This is a genomic window from Oryzibacillus soli, assembly GCF_051594765.1.
Classification (GTDB): domain Bacteria; phylum Bacillota; class Bacilli; order Paenibacillales; family NBRC-103111; genus Paenibacillus_AR.
Genome location: NZ_JBPPGJ010000005.1, coordinates 249,681 through 267,909, shown reverse-complemented (window position 1 = coordinate 267,909; position 18,229 = coordinate 249,681). Strand labels below are relative to the sequence as shown.

The window sequence follows — 18,229 nt, the reverse complement described above, 5'->3', positions numbered from 1 at the left end:
CATTTCCTTCATCTTTCCGCATATCGGAGTCGAATCATGATGAACCTGCATGAATGCGGCGTGCGAGTTGTCAGAAAATTCCCGTAACTCCTGTCATTTCCTGCGGTTTCCCGGGAAAAGCTTCATTTTCCTTAGAGCTTCTACTCTCCGTCAGCCCCGCAAATCAGAAGCATCGTCGTAATCGTACCGGAACCCGTCCTCCAGCATCATGCCGAACCCCGGCTGCGGTCCGCCGCTACGGTCTGCGTGCAGCCGCTTCAGCACGTTCCGATAGCTGCGGATCTGATCGTCATTGCTCTCCGCTGCGATAGCCGTCTGCAGAGCCTGCTCGATCAGCTCCAGCTCTTCCTTGGTGATGTTCATAATCCTATGCACCTCCACTGTTTTTGCCTAGGTTATTGTATCCGTCCTTGGTAAAATGATGCATGGCCGATTCCGGTATTTTCCATGTCGGGATCCAGACGTTTTTTCACACCTAATAGAAGAAAAACTCCGCTTTGCGTGGTAATATTACAGTAGGCAAACACGTTTGGAGGACAAGCACATGCTGCGGAGCCAAAAAGGCATGACCCTGATCGAGGTGATGGCCGCCGTCGTCATCCTCGGGATTCTGGTGGTCTCCTTCACGAATATATCCAACTATCTCTTCGCCTCGGAGCGCAAGTACGACCGATCCGTCGAGGCTCTGAATCTGGCCGAAGGCATTACGAATGAAGTACGCAGCGCACTCATGGCCGGCAGCACACCGGCCAAATACAACGTCAGCATCAACCCGCTCACCGGAACGGAAACCTACAACAGCCGCACGTATACGTACAAGATCACCCGAAGCGCATACAGCACGGATTCCTCAACCGCATTGAACCTGGCCTCACCGGTTCCGGGCAACACCCAACGATCCCTGCAATCCATGTACCTGGTGAAAAATCAAAGCGGCGTGCTGGTGCCGGAATGGCTGACTGTCACTGTATCCTGGGAGGGAAGCTGATGCGAAAGCTGCTGAAGAACGACCGAGGCATGACGCTGCTGGAGGTGATGGCGGCGACTGCCATCCTATCCCTCGTGCTGGGCGGGGCTACTCTCTTGGTCTCCTCCATCTATAGCGGGTGGGGCAACTCCAAACAATCCTTCTCGGATGACAGCGCCGTCAGCATGGTTCTGAATGATATGACCTCCACCTTGTCGGATTGCCGGGAGCTGGAGGTGCTGGCGAATGAGCTTCGCTGCAAGCATTCCTCCGGCACCTATACGTCATACGTCTACACCTCGGACCATAAGCTGACCCGAAGGACCCTGAACGCCTCCCTGACGGTGACCGGCAGCTCGGAGCTCTCCTCGATTATGGCCCAGGCCCCTTCGGCGGTGGCCGCCCTGCCGACCGGATCTCCCTTGTCCAGCGGGACGAAGCTGAATGATGGCCAGCTGGTGAATATTCTTTTGAAGTTCAGCCCCAGCCGGGTAACCACTTTCGGTGCGACGGTGGCCAAGGACGGCGGAGAAACCCATACGCTTCGGATCAAGCTGTTGAAGGATTATTAACATGGTCCTTTCCATTAATAAAGCCCATTCTCGGCTAAGTCCGGGAATGGGCTTTTCTATCGAAGTGCTACTGACGGGTGGGATTCCAGTTCACCGGCTCCCCTCCAGAACCGCCCGAGGTGGAATCCGTTAAATGCAGGGACGTACTGTTTCCCGTATTGAAGGTGTAATTGTTCTTCAAATCGATGGAACCGCCGACCGCCACCACCCCTAAGGTAGTGACATCCAGTTGGGTGTCTGCATGGAAGCTGTTCTCCACGAACAGATCCCCCGCATCTGCCATAATGGTTGCATTGTTCTTGGCATAGAACGAGCCCAACAGAACGTTCCCCATTCCTAAGAGATCCGCTTGAGTATCAACATTCAATGCTCCTTGAATGACGATCTCCTTGATCTTCGCGATAACCGTATTGTTGCTCTTCAACCCGAAGACACAATTATTGCGGCAGTAGATGTCCCCGCTAGAATACAGTTTGTTCACCGCATAGAAGTCGGTCTGCGACCCCGTCGAGACCGTATTATAGGCCCCCGTTGACGGATTCTTGTTATAAAAGATCAGGTTGCCGTAGGCCCCGTCGACATCATAAACAAAGAATCCGTTCTGATTCCGAAGCTCAGATACGTTCTGCATCACGATGAGATCGCCGTACACGTTCATCTTCGTATTCTCCAGCCTCAGATTATCAACCATCAGCACGATCGGCTTGCTGTAGTGGAAGGTCAGCGCCCCGTTCGTCAAGGGAAACTTACTGGAATCGGTCGTATCAATATTCTTCACATGGATGATCGCGGGTGAGCCCGAAGAGGATTGAACCAGCGCATCGATATCCGCCTTGGTGCAGCCATCCCGGCAGGTCAGCCGACTCGGACTGCTCCAATAATTGCTGACGGCCGTGGTCGTGAGCGTCTCCTGACGGTTCATTTCTTTGGAGACGAATTGCTGCACTGTCTTGTTCGAGAAGAAGGATTGATCCCTGCCGCCTTGCGTATCCAGCTCCCCGCCATAGATGACCTTCTCCAGCGTCGGAATCCGCTGGTCCGGATAAATCCCCGCCGGCAGCGCTGCGCCGCCTTCCTTCACGTTAATGGCATAAACCATCTTCTTCTCGCGGTAATAGGGCTCGTTGGAATCCCGGTCATGGTTCCCGTTGCTGTCCCCGACTATAGCGCGGAATTCCGCATAATAGATCTCCTTGGACAGCGTCCCCGTATGCGACACGGGAACGCTGCAGGCCTTGTCTTCGCAGATTCGCTGCCGATAGTAGACGGTCTCCCCTTCGGGAAGTACGATTCGGACATATTTATCGTCGGTCCAGCCTCCGAAGGCTTTGAAGTGACCTCCCCGGCCCGTCTGGTTCGTATACGGGTTCAAGTAACCGATCAGCGACTCCAGGCCGGTCAAAGCGACGCTTTCCACCAGCTTCTTATTCTGGTCCGTCTTGTTCCGCAGCGCCTTGTCCGTAGTCATGTTCAGCATCACCGGTACGAATACCAGCAGGATGGCAAAAGCAAAAAGGACATAGAGCAGCGCAGCCCCCCGCTCGTTACGGATCAGACGAAGCTTCATATGCTCTACCTCCCTTTTTTTAATTCATGTTATTAATTATTCACCTTATTAACTTGGAAGGTGAAGTTGGTTTTTCCCGATACCTTGGCCTTCAGGCTGGTGTTCACTTCGGTAGCATTCGTATAATAGATGGTCCAAGCCAGGGAATAATCATCCACCTTCTTGGCTGCCCACCCGCTCCGCAAGAGCTCGACGGCAGCCCTCATCTTGTCGAAGGACAGTGACATTTCCTTGTCGCCCAAGCTCGAAGCCATATCCCGAAGAGAGCCGTAGTCTGCAACCACCTGTTTCATCGAATCCATATCCTCGGCTTTAAAATCCCTCACCATCTCGCTTAAGATCCGATTCTGCTCCATGGCGATGTATTGATAGAGCCCTTGTGTCGAGGCCTGATACGCTTCACCGCTGCGGTCCTTCAGGAAGTCCAAGTGGACCGTCTGGTTCTCGTCATCCCAGCTTACTTCCGCATCCAGCATCTCACCCATGCTGCGAAGCGGTACGTAGACCGAGCCGTTGTACAGAATGGAATCCTTCGACAGCTCGGCGGCCTGCCCATTCAATGCGATGTTGATCTTCTTGAAATACACCTCGATCTTGGAATAGCCATCCCCTGCGTAGGCCGCCGTGCCGAACAACAGCAGCCCTGCTGCAACACCCAGTAGCAGTTTTTTTCTCATCAGGCACTCTCCTGCAAGTGAATTGGACCTTCTATTGGTTTAACTCCCACATCATGGCGTCGGACCAGGTCGGGTCCTTGCGCTGCGAACCGGGCGATGCTTCCAGAACGGGCAGCTCCGTCAGCTTCCCAGTGTATTGGGGAGATGTATAGGCCGCCAGCTTCAGCTTCAAGGTTACCGGTACTTCTCCTGCTTGCGTAGGGGTGGAATGGGGATTCGGCGTGGTGGAAACCGTTGATTTACCGGACCCTTGGGCCGCCCGGTTGACGGGAGACATGGCCCATTCCTTCACTTGAAGAATCCTTGGCTGTTGATACAGCTTCCCGAGGAAATCCATCGTTTGCCCATACAATCCGCTCACCTCAACCTCCAGCGGACTCTCCGGAAAAGGCAGGACGACCTTCGGGGACGCTGCCGCTGTCGGCACCGGCGTCGGTGCTGGCTGCATCCCTGGAGATGGGGAAGCTGCGTTCGCCTGCTCAACTTGGGAGGCTTTGGTGATCAGATCCTCCAGCTTGTCTTTGGAGTCCGCCTCCGGTATTCCGAACACGATGGAGGTTAAGCTCACCTTGGATTGCTCTGCGGACGCCTTCAGCATACTCACCAACCGGGCGGATTCCTCCTGGTTCGGAACCTGCTCCAGGGCTTGTATCAACTGCTCCTTCGTGGCCTTGACCGGCACGGGAATGTTCTCGACCTGCCCCTTCGTCGCTTGGAGCTGACGGATATCTTGGTCGATTCCGTCCAGAAGCTCCTGCTGCGGGGCCACCCAGATCACGGCGCTGAGCACCAGCAGAATCAGGCCCGCAGCGCCTGCAGCGGATATTTGGACGGCCGGACTGCGCAGCCATGGAAGAGACGCGGGATCCAGCTTCAGCTTCATAGGGTTGTTCTCCTTTATCTAGGGCTTGCACTGAAGCTCCAACACAACGGAATAGAGCTGTGTTGAAGGCTGCGCAGGAGTAGTAGTGGGAACGGCCGCTCCGCCCGCTGGAGCGTTCGTGGCGGCAGACTCTGTAACGGTGACCTTCTTCAAGGCCTCCAGCTTTTTACGGGCGATCTCTACATCCTGCTGCGTGATGGGGCCTCCGGACGGAGCAGCCGGCCCGGAGGTTGGTGCAGGAGTCGCCTTCGGCACCGGAATGCCATGCAGCTGTTGGCTCAACTGATTATTCACCATCCAGTCCAGCTCCTCCAAGAGTTGATCGGACTCTGTCGGATTGGTGTTGGCTCCGCTCGGCTTGTTAAACAGCTGCAGATATTGATCCGTCGTCACCGCGCTGCTCTCCCCTGACCCTGCACTTGCGCCTCCTGTTGAGAATGAGCCGGCTGTGGGCCAGGCGGACCCCGACCCAATGGACGAAGAGATCACCGTTTTGTTGTCGGGTGCCGACGGAACGAACGACGTAGCCTTGATGCTCTGGGCGGTTACAGTTTGGAACAAGGACGATTTCTGCAGCAATACGATATATCCGCTCACGTCCTCCAGAGTCTTCATCTGTAACTCCAGCTTCACCTTGCCTTTGGCATCGGAAGACATGGTCTGAATCCGGCTCGTTACAGGAAGCTGCGAGGTCAAGACCTGAAAAACCGGCAGCCAGTCCTTACGTGCGGCCTTCACTTTGTCCAGATCCTTCACGAACGCTTGGTATTGGGCCGAGCGCGTGTCCACGATTCTTTCCTTCCTCAATACGGCAACCTGGGACTCCAGCTTGGCTTTGAGCTCATCCTTGGCTTGAACATTCTGGGATGTATGCACGTGATAGTAGATCATTCCCGCACATCCGGCGACGGTCACCGCAGCTACCGTTCCCATAAGCAGTCCGTAATATTGCTTGGCGAACGGGATTCGGGGCAGCAAGTTAATGGATCGGATCACCGTTCATTCCCCCTCAAGCCCAGTCCGATCGGAACCGCCAGCTTAGCTAAGATTCCCGCTTCCAGACGGTTCGACGTTTCCAGCCAGTCCATACGGGGCTGGATCACCTTTTGGTTCAACCGGTCAGCCAAGTACTCTGAGATCTCAGGCAGACGATCTGGATCCCCGGTCAGCACAGTGGTGTGGAATTCCTGGGAGCGGTTATTCAGCGTATACCGGTAAAAGTTCATCAGACGCTCCAATTCGTGGGCAAGATCACCGCAGGCTTGCTTGAAGTCTGCATCCGGGTCCGTGAAGGACAAGAAGCTCAAGTCCTCTTCCTGCTGTGTCTTGGACGATTCGCCCATTGGGAATTGGATCAGCACGTTCCGCGTGATTTTGAGATGACCTTCGTGGAAAATGCTGATGTCCGCCGAGGTATCGTTCAAGTCCACCGTTAAGACGGTGTCCCGCATCCATTCCGGCTCCGCATGGGACAGCATCCGGAACAAGGACAATGCCTTGATCTCCGCACTGGCTGGCTTCAGTCCGCACTCCCGGAGCAGGGACGCATATTCATCCACCAGCTCCCCGGGGGCCGCAACGAGGAGGACATCCGCCTTAGGCGCCTCCTCCTCCTGCTGTTCCTCCTCCAGGTCACGGAACAGATCATCAGCCGTCTTGAATGTATGAGAATCCCCTGCCGCTGCAGGGGCCGCTTCTTTCCAAGCCAATGGCGTATCCGTCCTATCAGGCGCTTGGGTGCTGCGCTTGTTTTTGCCTTTGGCCTGAGAGAGGGTCGTCCGTTGATCCGCACTCATGTTGACGTAGTCAAAATACGGTTGTTCAAAAGGAAGATGGATATTATGCTTCACTTCAAATTCCACTATTTTCTTCATCGCTTTGTCCGCCACATTCGGAAGCTTCAGATAACGGACCATGATGGTCGAACTGGGAACGACGAAGTGTACCTTTGCCGTGGCAAAGTCGTTCCATTTCATCACCTGCTGCAGCAGACGGTGCAGCTCCAAGGGATTCTTGATTTTCCCGTCCAGTATGGTGTCGGGAGGCAGCTTTTCCATAACCATGCGGGTCAGAACAGGCTTGCCGCCGCTCTTGACCTGGATCTCGGCAATCTTCAAGCAAGTATCGGTGAACTCCAGACCCAAAAAAGGTTGTCCTTTCGTAAACGCGCTAAGCAAGTGGGTCATCATGGCCATTTGGGGTGGATCCACTCCTTCGGTGCGGCTAGTGAATAAACAGGTTGATATACAGATGCAGCAAGGAATCTCCCCACAAGTAGGCGACCCAAGCCCCGGCGGCCAGATACGGCCCGAATGGAATGAACTGATCGGTCTTCAGTCGACGGAATACGATTAGAATGAAGCTCAGGAATAATCCGATGACGCTTCCCAGGAACAGGGTCAGGATTACTCCCTTCATTCCCACAAAAAGTCCCAGTACGGCCATGAGCTTAATGTCCCCGCCACCCATGCTTTCCTTCTTCAGGAAGACTTCGCCCAACCAGGCCAGGAGGTACAGCAGCCCGCCTCCGATGAGGAAGGCAAGGGCGTAATCCCACACCGGCAGCGGATGAATCCCGATGCGAAGCAGAACTCCCGAACCCAATCCGAAGACCAGGATTCGGTTCGGAATCAGCATGTATCGAAGATCCGTCTGGACGATCGTGATCAGGATGGACACCAGAACCAGTCCCGCGATCAGCTCGGGCACTGGGCCTAGTGTTACGGCCGTGAGCAGAAAAAGCAGTCCCGTCATCGCTTCCCATACGGTATATTGAACAGAATAGGCTTCGCCGCAGTACCTGCATTTCCCTCTGCTGAAGAACCAGTTAAATACTGGTATCAGGTCCAGCGGTCCTAACTGGTGCCCGCAGCTCGTACAGTGGGAAGGCGGGTGCACCACGGACATCCCTTTCGGCACCCGGATTGCCACCACGTTCAGGAAGCTGCCGATCAGAAGCCCCAGAATGGTGATCATGGTGTAAAAATATGCTGGGGATACTTGAAACGCCTGTATGATGGTATTCATGGGAGCTCCTTTATCGGCAGAGAGTGTGAAAGAAAGGTAACTCGGTAAGGAGTTACCTTTCGGGTGGAAGTTATTACGGTTTTGAAGTGGCAGTGTGGGTTGGTTCAAATGTCCAGTTGCTTCCGCTTTTGGTCACTGTGACGGTGGAGTAATATTTTCCATCATTTTGGTTTCTCGGAACATCCTCAATGTAACCATTACCAACGAGATCCGTTTTGACCGTTAAAGAGGTCCCGGTAAATTCCGGATGATCCATGACATAACGTGTCGCTGCATTTCTAATCATCCGTTCGGTTGCATCATCCGTATTATCCTTGGCCTTTTGGAAGCTGTTCATCACCGCTGTACCGGCTACAGCAGCAAGAATACCGATGATCACGACGACAGCCATCAACTCGATCAAAGTCATCCCTTTTTGATTCTTAGCCAATCTCATTCTCTTCCGCATCAAACTCTGGGACATGTGAATCTCCTCCATGAAATAATTATGTTTTAAGATCCTTAAAACCTAGGATTAATGCAGTCCGGCAATCAACTTGAATGACGGCAGCATGACGGCCAACACAATAGTCCCCACAATGGCGGCTAGAACTAAGATCATGATCGGTTCCAACATGGCCTTCAACCGATCTGCCATCTGATCCACGTCGGCTTCATAGAAATCCGCAACTTTTTCCAGCATTGTGTCCATGGAGCCAGTGCGTTCTCCTACCGCCAGCATTTGAACAACCATGGGCGGGAACAACCAAGAATTTCGGAAAGGATCCGCAATGGAATGCCCGCCTCGTACCGATTCTCTCGATTCTCTAATGAGCTTAGCCATGACCTCGTTCCCAACGACGGTCGAAACTATGGACATCATTTGAAGCATGGGCACAGCCGCTGCAAATAAGGAGCAAAAAGTACGGCTGAACCTTGATAGAGCTTGCTTATGATACAATAATCCAAAGACCGGAAGCTTTAATTTGAGAAGATCCAAAATATAAGCTCCTCTCTCAAATCTTCGGATCATTTTAAGGAGAAATCCTGGAACAAATACTGCTATTACGACAAAGAACCAATTTACTTTCATCCACCTGGAAATAGCTATCACAATTATTGTCGGGAGTGGAAGCTCCAGTCCCATCGTTTCAAAGTTCGCCACCAACTTCGGCACCACGAACATCATCAGGATGATGCACACGATGACCGTGAAGATCCCCATGATGATCGGATACACCATGGCGGACTTGACCTTCTCCCGGGTGTAGTATTCCTTCTCGTAGAATATGGCCAGACGATGAAGCATCTCGTCCAGGTTGCCGCTGGCCTCTCCGGCTCGAACCATATTGATGAAGATGGTGGAAAATATGGTCGGATACCGGGAAGCCGCCGCCGAGAATTGATTGCCCCGCTGCATCTCTTCCGCAATCTCTCCCAGAATCTTCTTGAAGGGCTTGCTCTCTGTCTGCTCGCTGAGCGTCCGGACGGCGTCCACCATGTTGATGCCCGCTTTGTAGAGACTGGACAGCTGCCGGCAGAACACCGTAAAGTGCTGGGTCTTGATCCTGGGTCCTCCCCCCAGCTTCATCTCCCGATGGAACAAGCTCTGGGAGAGATCGAGCAGGTCCATGATCCACAAGCCCTTGCCCTTCAGCTCATCCATGGCGACCTGAAAGCTCTGAGCCTCCAGCGATCCTCGCTTCAATCGACCGTAATCGTCCACCGCTACATACTTGAACTTCGGCATTTCCCTCAACTCCGGTTGTGTCATGCACGCTTACGCCTAACGTGTGTACGGCTTGTGATTACGCTTGAAGCTCGCTGAAGCCGAACATGGCTTCCTTCGCCGTCTCCACAGAAATGATGCGCTGCTGCAGCAGCTCGCGCAGGGCCATATCCATGGTCTGCATGCCGGTGCTCTTCCCCGTCTGCATGGCGGAGCGAATCTGATGCACCTTCTCGGAACGGATCAGGTTGGCGATGGCCGGGGTGTTCACCAACACCTCGATGGCCGCCACCCTCCCCTGGCCGTCTGCAGTCGGCAGCAGCCGTTGCGCCATCACGCCCAGCAGCACGGACGCCAGCTGCACGCGAATCTGCTGCTGAGCCTCCGTCGGAAACACGTCGATGATCCGGTCAATGGTCTGGGGCGCATCCGCCGTATGAAGAGTGCCGAATACCAGGTGGCCGGTCTCCGCTGCCGTGATGGCGATGCTGATGGTCTCCAGGTCCCGCATCTCGCCGACCAGAATCACATCCGGGTCCTGCCGGAGCGCCGCCCGAAGGCCTGTGGAAAAGGACATCGTGTCATTGCCCACTTCGCGCTGGTTCACGATGCAGGATTTGTGGTTATGTACGAACTCGACCGGGTCCTCCAGCGTAATGATGTGATCGTGACGGCTGCGGTTGATGTAGTCCACCATCGCCGCCAGCGTCGTCGACTTGCCGCTGCCCGTCGGCCCCGTCACCAGAACCAGTCCTTGGGGCTTCTTGGCGAATTCCTCGGCTATGGCCGGCAGACCCAGTTCCTCCATGGCCGGAATCCGGGAAGGAATCAACCGGATGGTCAGGCTCACCTGGCCCTTCTGACGGTAGATATTCACCCGGTACCGCGAGACGTTCGGAATGCCGTAGGAAAAGTCCAAGTCCCCCGTCTCCATGAAGGTCTCGTATTGGGCCGTGGTCATCAGATCCTTGGCCATCGCCAAGGTATCGGGCGGGGTCAGGACAGAGTCGCCCACCGGCTTTAGGTCGCCATGAATCCTGAGCATAGCGGGAGCGTTCACGGTCAGATGGATATCCGAAGCTTTACGCTCGTGCGCCAGCTTCAACAAATCGATGATGGTCAACCCTGTCACCTCGCATAGGAAAATATACCTGCATATAAACGGACGATGTCTCCTTCATTATACATAAATCAACGACATATTTGTATAAAATTATAGTCAATTAGAACTACCTGGATTTGACAATGTTCCCTAGTGCGAGCTTGTGACCCGGTACACCTCGCTGATCGTCGTCAATCCCGCCGCCGCCTTCAGCATCCCGTCGTCAATCATGGGACGAAGCCCGATAGACCGGGCATATTGCAGATATTCGCTGTCCGACCGGCGCTGCAGAATCATGGTACGGAGCGTATCGTCCACGGCCAGCACTTCTTGAATGGCCAGCCTGCCCCGATAACCGCTTCTGCCGCAATCGGCGCAGCCTCTTCCCTTTCTCAGCTTACCCGGCGCGATCCCGTGCTCCTCCAGCAGCTTGCGTTCCTCCTCCGTCGGATCCGTCTCCGCCGCGCAGGAGGGGCATACCTTCCGGACGAGACGCTGCGCAACCACCGTCGTAAGGGAGGATGAGACGAGGAACGGCTCGATTCCCATATCGATCAGGCGGGTGACCGAATTGACGGCTGAGTTGCTGTGCAGGGTGCTTAAGACCAGGTGGCCCGTCATAGCCGCCCGGATGGCGATCTCCGCCGTCTCCGCGTCCCGGATCTCCCCCACCATCACAATGTTGGGATCCTGGCGCAGAATCGAGCGAAGCCCTCTGGCGAAGGTCAGCCCCGTCACCGGATTCACCTGAACCTGGTTGATGTTCTGGAGCTGGTACTCTACCGGATCCTCTACCGTAATGATGTTGACTTCATCGCTGTTCAGCTTGGCCAAGGCCGAATAGAGCGTCGTGGTCTTCCCGCTTCCCGTCGGTCCCGTGATGAACACGATGCCATGGGGACTGTAGATCCCTCTCAGGAAGAGCCGGAGATTGTGCTCGGTGAACCCCAGCTTCTCCACGTCCGTCAGAGAAGTGGACAAGTCCAGTATCCGCATGACCACCTTCTCGCCGTGAACGGTCGGCAGCGTCGAGATCCGGATGTCGACCTTGCGGAACTCCACATCCATCTCCACCCGTCCGTCCTGGGGCAGGCGGCGCTCGGCCACGTTCAGATTAGCCATGACCTTGATGCGGGCAATGATGACGCTCTGCATGTGTGGCGGCAGCGTACGCTCCGTCCGCATGACCCCGTCCACCCGGTATCGGATCCGAAGGCTGTCCTCCTGCGGGTCGAAGTGAATGTCGGAAGCGCCGATCTGAACCGCTTGCAGAATGATCTGGTTCACTGTCTTGACGACCGGGGAGTCCTCATCCGCCTGCTGCGGCTTCTCCTCCTCCTCGCGGGAGCCCAGGTTCTGCATGATCTGCTCGACGGTCTCCTGGAGGCCGTAATACCGCTTGATCGCCCGCTGCAGCTCGTCCTTGGAGGCGATGGCAGGTTCAATCCGGTAGCCCGTGGACATGCGAAGCTCGTCGATGGCGTAATAATCGAGGGGATCCGCCATAGCCAGGATCAGCTTGTTGCCTTCGGTCCGCAGCGGAAGCACCTGATGCTGCTCCGCAAGCCGCTGGGGGATGATGTTGATGATCTTCGTATCGATCTTCTGGCGGTACAGCTGGACGTGGGGAATACCGAGCTGGAACTCCAGCACCTCGATCAGCTGCTGCTCCGTAATGTAATGGCGCGTGATCAGCACGTCGCCAAGGCGCATCTTTAGTTCCTTCTGTTCCTTCAGCGCATTCTGCAGCTGCTCTTCCGAGATAAGACCTGCTTCCACCAGCAGGTCCCCGATCCGTTTGCGGGGTGCCATACCGATCCTCCCGTCGACAAAAAAAATGGTTCTAATGAACTATTTTCCAGCATTGATATGATCATTTAATCATCCCTTGACCGATTCCGTCAATGGAAACGAATGGAGCCTGCCAACCTTTGTCGCGGCGCACAAAAAAACCGCCATCCTCCGATGGCGGCTGCATAGGGCGGGGATCAGACATAGGGCGGATCCCAGGCTTTTTTGCTCCAGCCCAGATGCTCTTTCTCAACATTCATATTCCGGTCCAACAGCACATCCACACCGAACGGCAGCTTATGGTCGTGCCAGAAGCGCATGTCTCTCCATTCCACCCGGTAACCGTCCCGGCTCTCCAGGATCCTCACATGCACCCGTTGGGCAAAATGCAGGAAGGCCCGGACTCCTCTGGTTCCCAACGTTGCCTGGGCCGCGGGATGCCCTCCATCCTTCGGATACGTATCGTGAAGGGTGACCTTGCCGGAACGGACGTGCCCCGTATAGAAGCAGCGGTCGGTCTCCACCACGAAGGACCATCGGAACCAATGAAGTCCCGGCACCACATGGCAGATTCCCCTCTCCTCCGCAAAATGCTGCCGCACCCGCCGGACAACCGCTGCGTGATGCACCCCTCGGACGAAGATGTATACGAACGTCCCCGCATAGATGCCGAGGAATAGGCCTCCCGGCTCGGCTTGGCCCGACAACCATACGATCAAGCCGGCAGTATGCAGGAGAAAGAGGAACGGCTCATACAAGGCGAGAATATCCAGGTGAAACCATCGGCGGCTGAAGGGACGGAAGCATTGGACGCCGTACGCGTTGAACAGATCCAGGAACACATGAAAGCCGACCGCCAGCATCACCCAAAAATAAAGATGCCCAATCTGGCCCCATACGTCATACAGACCCGCCAGCGGCAGCGAAATGAACGCCGGCCAGACCAGCAGGGCCGGAAGGGAATGGGTGATGCCGCGGTGATGACGGATATAGTGATCATAGCTCCACAGCCTGGTGACCGCATCGAAGTCTGGTGCATGGGATCCGATCAGCGTGCCGGCCAAGATGGCATGGGCCAGCTCGGGAGATCCTGCCACCGCAGGATCCATGAAGGCCAAGCCGGCCAGCGTGGCGCCGAATAACAAGTGGCTTCCGGTATCCATGGTACGCCTCCTCCTTTTTATCGAACCAAGCTTTCCTTCGACGCGCCGGCGGATTCGGCCAGCCACCGCTCGTGGCTCTGGAACCAATAGAACCATTGCTCCGGATGGCGCAGGATGCCCTGCTCCAGCACCCGGTTCAGCTCCTCCGCCGCTTTCGTCCTCTCCTTGCGGCCATAGGCCTCGTACAGACGGATGGGCCTTCCCAGCTCCACCCGGTGGCGGAAACGGCCTTCCCGGAAGCTGCAGCAGGGTACTACGGGCACCCCATGCTCCAGCGACAACTGCGCGGCTCCCGACGGGCTCCGGGTCAGACGTCCGAACAACCGGGATACCGGGAAGGTAGGCCGGTAGAAATCGCCAAGGAGAAAGATTACTCCCCCTCCCGCCAGATGGGACTTCAGCCTGCGGAGCAGCTCCAGAGGCGGGGTGGCGTCGTAATCCAGCCCCTTGCATCCCAGCTGCTGGAATCGAAGATAGAGCGGCCGCAGCTCCGCACTTCCAGCCGTCGCAACGGCCAGACAATCATAGGATTGGGACAGACGCCAATAGGTGAAGAAAAAGTTGCCGGTATGGGGGGCATATATGATGGCCCCCTTCCCTTCCTCCAGCGCTTCGTCCAAATGCTCCTCTCCGTTGACCGCGATTCTTCTCATGCCATGGGCCGGAAGCTCATCCGCCATACACAAGAGCTCGAACATGGCGACGGTCAGCTGGGTCCAATAGCTGCGGGCCATCCGCTTCAAATCGGCATGCCGCAAGCCTTGCTCCAGCAGGACCACCCCCATATTCGTAAGAATGCGGCGGTGCAGCCGGGGCACGGCCAGACGGAGGAGAAAGCCGGCCAGCTCGAGTCCCGTATACAGAACCGCTTCGGGCAGAGAGCGGGCCGCCCAGCGGCCGATCCGGCCCCAAGGCCCGGCTCCCGTCAGTTTGCCGATTCCAGCGTACATAAGCGGCCCTCCTTCTTAGTGAACACGAATCCGCTTCCGTTCTTAACCGTTCAAGAAATGCCGGCGGTACCGGCGGGACATCTTCTCCTGTTGGAGCACAATGAAGAAATCGACCGTATCGAACACCGGGTCATAGGCCGGGGCTCCTCCGATCTCGGCGCCGAGCCATTGATAGCCCTTCATGAGCGGAGGCAGCCTGCGGAAGGCTTCCTTCTCGTCCGCTACGGTTCTCTCCTCCGCAAGACCTTCAATCCGATGGGTGGGCAGTGGCTGTATCCCGTACCGGTCCGTCATAATGCCCTTATGCCGAAGCAAAGATACGGTCTCCAACAGATCCTCCCGGTTCCGGAAATGCACGCTGGCGCAGCCGACGAGAAAATCGTAAGGACTGCCGGCGATGTAGCGCGCGATTCCTTCCCACAGGAGCTGGATGGCACGGCCGCCCCGGTAATCCGGGGCTATGCAGCTGCGCCCCAGCTCCAGCGTATGCCGGATATGCTGACGGAAGCCTGTCAGATCGAACTCGGTCTCCGAATAAAAACCGATGTTCGCTTCCGCTCGGTCCCCAGGCAACAGCCGGTACGTACCGACGACACGGTCCGCCTCCAGATCCTTGACGATGAGATGATCGCAGAAGGCGTCGTACCCGTCTGTCTCCAAGCGGGAGGCATTGCGGAGCGCCAGATTTTTCTCTTCTTCCACGAATACCTCGTAACGCAACCGGAAAGCGGCTTCCAGCTCCCCGGCCCCCTTGGCCAGCCGAACCTCCAATGGCTGCGGCTGCAGCGATGTTTCAGCGGTTTCTGCCATCCATACCACGCTCCTCACAGGAGTAATAGGATCTGTGATTCTAGGGATAGCGTAGCATCGGACCGTTAAGGCGGCGTTTTCGTGTTATTAAGGTTTTGTGGAGGTTATAGACTTCACGGAGAATCGGGAACACAAAAAAGCCCTTCCCTTCCGCAGGATGGCGGTCAGGAAAGGCTTGTTCGTTCATGGACGACCCTATTAGGAGCGCAGCAGTGCCGGAAGCTCCGGCAGCTCTTGCTCGCTCATGTAGGAAATCTTGGCTCCCAGGGACCGGAACATGCCGATGGCATCCTCGTAACCCCGTTCGATGTGCTCCACACCCGAGATATAGGTCGTCCCCTCTGCGGCCAGACCGGCCATAATCAAGCAGGTACCGGCCCGGACGTCGGAGGCGTGCACATGACTGCCTTGAAGCGGGCGTCCGCCCCGAATAAAGGCGCAGCCGCTTCTCACATCGATCTGGGCTCCCATTCGCCTGAGCTGAGGCACGTGGCTGAAGCGCTCCGGATAGATCCGGTCGGACACGATGCTGCGTCCTGGAGCGGTTAAGAGCATGGCGGTCAAGGGCTGCTGCAGATCGGTGGCGAAGAGCGGATACATGCCCGTCCGGACGCGAGTCGCCCGAAGGGGACCTCCCCCATATGCTGTAATACTGGAATCGGTTACCTCGATGGGCAATCCGATCTCTCTTAATTTCGACAGGCAGGAGTTCAGATGCTCCGGAATGACGTCTTCAACGGTAACGGTCCCCCCGGTAATCCCAGCGGTCATGAGAAAAGCTCCGGCAATCAAGCGATCCGGGATCACGGCATAGGTGCAGCCCCCCAGCTCCTTGACGCCCTCGATCCGGATGAAATCCGTACCGGCACCGGTAATGTGCGCTCCCATGCGATTCAGCAAATTGGCGGTATCCACTACTTCAGGATCCTGTGCGGCGTTGCGCAGCTCCGTTCTTCCCTCAGCCAGCACCGCCGCCAGCATGGCGTTAATGGTGGCCCCGCATGTGATGGTATCGAAATAGACGGAGGCACCCTGAAGCCGTTCCGCCTTCACGACGTACCGGTCCTCCATAAAGTCGACGCCCGCCCCCATAGCCTTCAACACTTTAAAATGCTGATCAATCGGACGCGAAACAAAGTTGTCCCCACCGGGGTAGCCGATGGTGACGCTGCGGGTCCGGGCAAGCAATGCCCCGACGAAATAGTAAGAAGCCCTGTAAGCGGAGGTCTTATGGATATCCAATGTCGCGTTATGTATCCCTCCGGCATCTACGACGATGGATCCGTCCTCCCGCCGCTCCATCTTGACGCCGATCTCCGTCACGATGTCTTGAATAACTCTCATGTCCAATATATCGGGAATCCCCGTCAGCGTAACGGGACCGCTCGCCATGCAGGCTGCCGCGATCAATGCCAGGGAGCTGTTCTTCGACCCTTGAATCCGCACGGATCCGTGCAGAGGGCCTGACGATTCGACTTGAATCCATTTCATCTTCATCTATGGCTCCTACTGTCCAGAGTAGCATTAATAGTTCATATCGTTAACCATTACAGGTGTATGTTCAACGTAAGTTTTCACATATTTATTTATAACTTTTCACAAAGCCTACGTCAATGAGCCGGGAGTACTTTTCTCATCTTTTTTCAACAAAACGGCTCAGCCGTGACGAGATCGTCACGACCTTGCTCCGGCGCATAAAAGAATCGCCCGGAGGTCACATTACTTCTTGGGCGTCAAGCCCGAATAATGGTTCTATTGGGAGGCAAACGAAGCATGGCTAAGCCGGACAACCGCGCTGACAATGTGCGGAAGCTGCAGGAAAATGTGCAGAACACCTTGAAAAATCTTGACGAAGCCGAAGAATACCTGGACGAGCACGCCGATGAGATCAGCACCACGGAGCTGAACGACATCAAGCAGAAAAACGCCAACCGCCGGGAGTCCATCGCCGGCTTTCGTGAAGAGATTAAAGACGAAGCAGCGCACCAGCGGCAGCAATGATAGTCCATGAAAGAAGCTGCCTCCCCTATCGATGGGGCAGGCAGCTTTTCTACTTGGGTTGGAATCCTTCTCGGTAAGGCACCCGGATGGACCAGAAATCCTCCGCCATATGGGCGTTCGGAAACACCGCCCGCGCTTCCGCCAGCAGCATCTCCGCATCCTCTTCCCCGTAACGCGAGCTGATATGGGTTAATACCAGAGCTATCGCACCTGCATCACGGGCCGTTTCGGCCGCTTCGACCGTGGTAGAATGGTGAAACTGCGCGGCCATCTCCGCCCGGTACGCGTCGAAGGTCGCCTCGTGCACGAGCAGATCCGCATCCAACGCCAGCTCCAGCGCTGCATTCGACTTTAGCGTATCCCCCAAGATGGTGACGATCCGGCCCGGAATGGAGGGGCCGACCACATCCTCGCTCCTTACGACGGATCCGTCCGGCAGCGTCACCGGCTTTCCCGCTTTCAGCATGCCGTACATCGGCCCGCTTGGTACGCCCAGACTTTTCAGCTTGTCGGCGTCCAGCTTGCCTTCCTTGACCTTCTCGGCTATCCGGAAGCCGAAGCATTCGATTCGGTGCTCCAGCCGCTTCACGGACACTTGGAAGCCTTCCTCCTCGAACAGAAGACCCTCCTCCGTGATCTCAACCGTCTCCAGCTCATAGGACAGGCGGGCCTGGCTCAGGCGAAGCGCCGTGTCGATGAATTCCCGGATGCCGGGAGGCCCGTACACTGTCAGCGGCGAATCACCGCCCTGATAAGAGCGGCTGGTCAACAGCCCCGGCATGCCATACAGATGGTCCCCGTGAAGATGGGTGATGAATATCTTATCCGTCCGGCTCAACTTGACCGGAGATTGAAGAATCTGCTGCTGGGTTCCTTCCCCGCAGTCGAACAACCAGGTGCTGCCGATCTCGTCCAGCAGATTCAGTGCGATTGAAGTCACATTGCGGCGCCGGGACGGCATTCCCGCCCCGGTGCCTAAGAAATAAAGCTCCATGGATCGATTCCTTCTTT

General features: G+C 56.0%; 19 protein-coding genes. 3 read left to right on the top strand and 16 right to left on the bottom strand.

Annotated features, from left to right (window positions below; genetic code table 11):
• Positions 1-150 precede the first annotated feature (150 nt).
• On the bottom strand, positions 151-363 hold the full coding sequence (locus ACSEXW_RS08945; RefSeq protein ID WP_438445782.1) for a hypothetical protein: 213 nt from the start codon (positions 361-363) through the stop codon (positions 151-153).
• A 181-nt stretch (positions 364-544) separates the two neighbouring features.
• On the opposite strand from ACSEXW_RS08945, the gene ACSEXW_RS08940 reads away from it, so the two are divergent.
• Positions 545-988: a prepilin-type N-terminal cleavage/methylation domain-containing protein gene (locus ACSEXW_RS08940; RefSeq protein WP_438445781.1), complete on the top strand. Its 444-nt coding sequence runs from the start codon at positions 545-547 to the stop codon at positions 986-988.
• Positions 988-1,539, top strand: a complete 552-nt coding sequence (locus tag ACSEXW_RS08935; RefSeq protein ID WP_438445780.1) for a PulJ/GspJ family protein — start codon at positions 988-990, stop codon at positions 1,537-1,539. The genes ACSEXW_RS08940 and ACSEXW_RS08935 overlap by 1 nt, the downstream gene beginning before the upstream one ends.
• A 67-nt stretch (positions 1,540-1,606) precedes the next feature.
• Here ACSEXW_RS08935 and ACSEXW_RS08930 read toward each other — a convergent pair whose 3' ends face one another.
• The 14 genes from ACSEXW_RS08930 to murA all read right to left on the bottom strand — a co-directional run bounded on the left by ACSEXW_RS08930 (position 1,607) and on the right by murA (position 16,708).
• Positions 1,607-3,106: a hypothetical protein gene (locus ACSEXW_RS08930; RefSeq protein WP_438445779.1), complete on the bottom strand. Its 1,500-nt coding sequence runs from the start codon at positions 3,104-3,106 to the stop codon at positions 1,607-1,609.
• A gap of 32 nt (positions 3,107-3,138) precedes the next feature.
• The gene (locus ACSEXW_RS08925) at positions 3,139-3,783 is read right to left on the bottom strand and encodes a stalk domain-containing protein (RefSeq protein WP_438445778.1); all 645 of its coding nucleotides are present in this window, start codon (positions 3,781-3,783) and stop codon (positions 3,139-3,141) included.
• 31 nt (positions 3,784-3,814) lie between these two features.
• Complete coding sequence (locus ACSEXW_RS08920; protein WP_438445777.1) at positions 3,815-4,666, bottom strand: hypothetical protein; 852 nt, start codon at positions 4,664-4,666, stop codon at positions 3,815-3,817.
• A gap of 18 nt (positions 4,667-4,684) precedes the next feature.
• Positions 4,685-5,662 (bottom strand): PilN domain-containing protein, encoded by a 978-nt coding sequence (locus ACSEXW_RS08915; protein ID WP_438445776.1) that lies wholly within the window; start codon positions 5,660-5,662, stop codon positions 4,685-4,687.
• Positions 5,659-6,861: a type IV pilus biogenesis protein PilM gene (gene pilM / locus ACSEXW_RS08910; RefSeq protein WP_438445775.1), complete on the bottom strand. Its 1,203-nt coding sequence runs from the start codon at positions 6,859-6,861 to the stop codon at positions 5,659-5,661. The genes ACSEXW_RS08915 and pilM overlap by 4 nt, the downstream gene beginning before the upstream one ends.
• A 28-nt stretch (positions 6,862-6,889) precedes the next feature.
• Complete coding sequence (locus ACSEXW_RS08905; protein WP_438445774.1) at positions 6,890-7,693, bottom strand: prepilin peptidase; 804 nt, start codon at positions 7,691-7,693, stop codon at positions 6,890-6,892.
• Positions 7,694-7,766: 73 nt separating this feature from the next.
• Positions 7,767-8,156 carry a competence type IV pilus major pilin ComGC gene (locus tag ACSEXW_RS08900; protein WP_438445773.1) on the bottom strand — a complete coding sequence of 130 codons (390 nt, stop codon included), beginning with the start codon at positions 8,154-8,156 and terminating at the stop codon, positions 7,767-7,769.
• A gap of 51 nt (positions 8,157-8,207) precedes the next feature.
• Positions 8,208-9,422, bottom strand: a complete 1,215-nt coding sequence (locus ACSEXW_RS08895; protein ID WP_438445772.1) for a type II secretion system F family protein — start codon at positions 9,420-9,422, stop codon at positions 8,208-8,210.
• A 58-nt stretch (positions 9,423-9,480) separates the two neighbouring features.
• Positions 9,481-10,524 (bottom strand): type IV pilus twitching motility protein PilT, encoded by a 1,044-nt coding sequence (locus ACSEXW_RS08890; RefSeq protein WP_438445771.1) that lies wholly within the window; start codon positions 10,522-10,524, stop codon positions 9,481-9,483.
• 129 nt (positions 10,525-10,653) lie between these two features.
• A complete protein-coding gene (locus ACSEXW_RS08885) occupies positions 10,654-12,342 on the bottom strand; it encodes a GspE/PulE family protein (RefSeq protein WP_438445870.1) in 1,689 nt (562 codons plus the stop codon).
• 149 nt (positions 12,343-12,491) lie between these two features.
• The gene (locus tag ACSEXW_RS08880) at positions 12,492-13,457 is read right to left on the bottom strand and encodes a metal-dependent hydrolase (protein ID WP_438445770.1); all 966 of its coding nucleotides are present in this window, start codon (positions 13,455-13,457) and stop codon (positions 12,492-12,494) included.
• 17 nt (positions 13,458-13,474) lie between these two features.
• Positions 13,475-14,407 carry a lysophospholipid acyltransferase family protein gene (locus ACSEXW_RS08875; protein WP_438445769.1) on the bottom strand — a complete coding sequence of 311 codons (933 nt, stop codon included), beginning with the start codon at positions 14,405-14,407 and terminating at the stop codon, positions 13,475-13,477.
• 42 nt (positions 14,408-14,449) lie between these two features.
• Positions 14,450-15,217 (bottom strand): GNAT family N-acetyltransferase, encoded by a 768-nt coding sequence (locus ACSEXW_RS08870; RefSeq protein ID WP_438445768.1) that lies wholly within the window; start codon positions 15,215-15,217, stop codon positions 14,450-14,452.
• 198 nt (positions 15,218-15,415) lie between these two features.
• Positions 15,416-16,708 (bottom strand): UDP-N-acetylglucosamine 1-carboxyvinyltransferase, encoded by a 1,293-nt coding sequence (murA, locus tag ACSEXW_RS08865; protein ID WP_438445869.1) that lies wholly within the window; start codon positions 16,706-16,708, stop codon positions 15,416-15,418.
• Positions 16,709-16,990: 282 nt separating this feature from the next.
• On the opposite strand from murA, the gene tlp reads away from it, so the two are divergent.
• Entirely contained in the window at positions 16,991-17,218 is a 228-nt protein-coding gene (gene tlp / locus ACSEXW_RS08860) for a small acid-soluble spore protein Tlp (protein WP_438445767.1), read from the top strand.
• Positions 17,219-17,267: 49 nt separating this feature from the next.
• Here tlp and rnz read toward each other — a convergent pair whose 3' ends face one another.
• Entirely contained in the window at positions 17,268-18,212 is a 945-nt protein-coding gene (gene rnz, locus ACSEXW_RS08855; protein ID WP_438445766.1) for a ribonuclease Z, read from the bottom strand.
• Positions 18,213-18,229: the final 17 nt, after the last annotated feature.

What these genes read in the sequence shown, in the direction of transcription:
- ACSEXW_RS08945 (WP_438445782.1), bottom strand. Translation starts at nt 363, where the DNA reads ATGAACATCACCAAGGAAGAGCTGGAGCTGATCGAGCAGGCTCTGCAG.
- ACSEXW_RS08940 (WP_438445781.1), top strand. Translation starts at nt 545, where the DNA reads ATGCTGCGGAGCCAAAAAGGCATGACCCTGATCGAGGTGATGGCCGCC.
- ACSEXW_RS08935 (WP_438445780.1), top strand. Translation starts at nt 988, where the DNA reads ATGCGAAAGCTGCTGAAGAACGACCGAGGCATGACGCTGCTGGAGGTG.
- ACSEXW_RS08930 (WP_438445779.1), bottom strand. Translation starts at nt 3,106, where the DNA reads ATGAAGCTTCGTCTGATCCGTAACGAGCGGGGGGCTGCGCTGCTCTAT.
- ACSEXW_RS08925 (WP_438445778.1), bottom strand. Translation starts at nt 3,783, where the DNA reads ATGAGAAAAAAACTGCTACTGGGTGTTGCAGCAGGGCTGCTGTTGTTC.
- ACSEXW_RS08920 (WP_438445777.1), bottom strand. Translation starts at nt 4,666, where the DNA reads ATGAAGCTGAAGCTGGATCCCGCGTCTCTTCCATGGCTGCGCAGTCCG.
- pilM (WP_438445775.1), bottom strand. Translation starts at nt 6,861, where the DNA reads ATGGCCATGATGACCCACTTGCTTAGCGCGTTTACGAAAGGACAACCT.
- ACSEXW_RS08905 (WP_438445774.1), bottom strand. Translation starts at nt 7,693, where the DNA reads ATGAATACCATCATACAGGCGTTTCAAGTATCCCCAGCATATTTTTAC.
- ACSEXW_RS08900 (WP_438445773.1), bottom strand. Translation starts at nt 8,156, where the DNA reads ATGTCCCAGAGTTTGATGCGGAAGAGAATGAGATTGGCTAAGAATCAA.
- ACSEXW_RS08895 (WP_438445772.1), bottom strand. Translation starts at nt 9,422, where the DNA reads ATGCCGAAGTTCAAGTATGTAGCGGTGGACGATTACGGTCGATTGAAG.
- ACSEXW_RS08880 (WP_438445770.1), bottom strand. Translation starts at nt 13,457, where the DNA reads ATGGATACCGGAAGCCACTTGTTATTCGGCGCCACGCTGGCCGGCTTG.
- ACSEXW_RS08875 (WP_438445769.1), bottom strand. Translation starts at nt 14,407, where the DNA reads ATGTACGCTGGAATCGGCAAACTGACGGGAGCCGGGCCTTGGGGCCGG.
- ACSEXW_RS08870 (WP_438445768.1), bottom strand. Translation starts at nt 15,217, where the DNA reads ATGGCAGAAACCGCTGAAACATCGCTGCAGCCGCAGCCATTGGAGGTT.
- murA (WP_438445869.1), bottom strand. Translation starts at nt 16,708, where the DNA reads ATGAAATGGATTCAAGTCGAATCGTCAGGCCCTCTGCACGGATCCGTG.
- tlp (WP_438445767.1), top strand. Translation starts at nt 16,991, where the DNA reads ATGGCTAAGCCGGACAACCGCGCTGACAATGTGCGGAAGCTGCAGGAA.
- rnz (WP_438445766.1), bottom strand. Translation starts at nt 18,212, where the DNA reads ATGGAGCTTTATTTCTTAGGCACCGGGGCGGGAATGCCGTCCCGGCGC.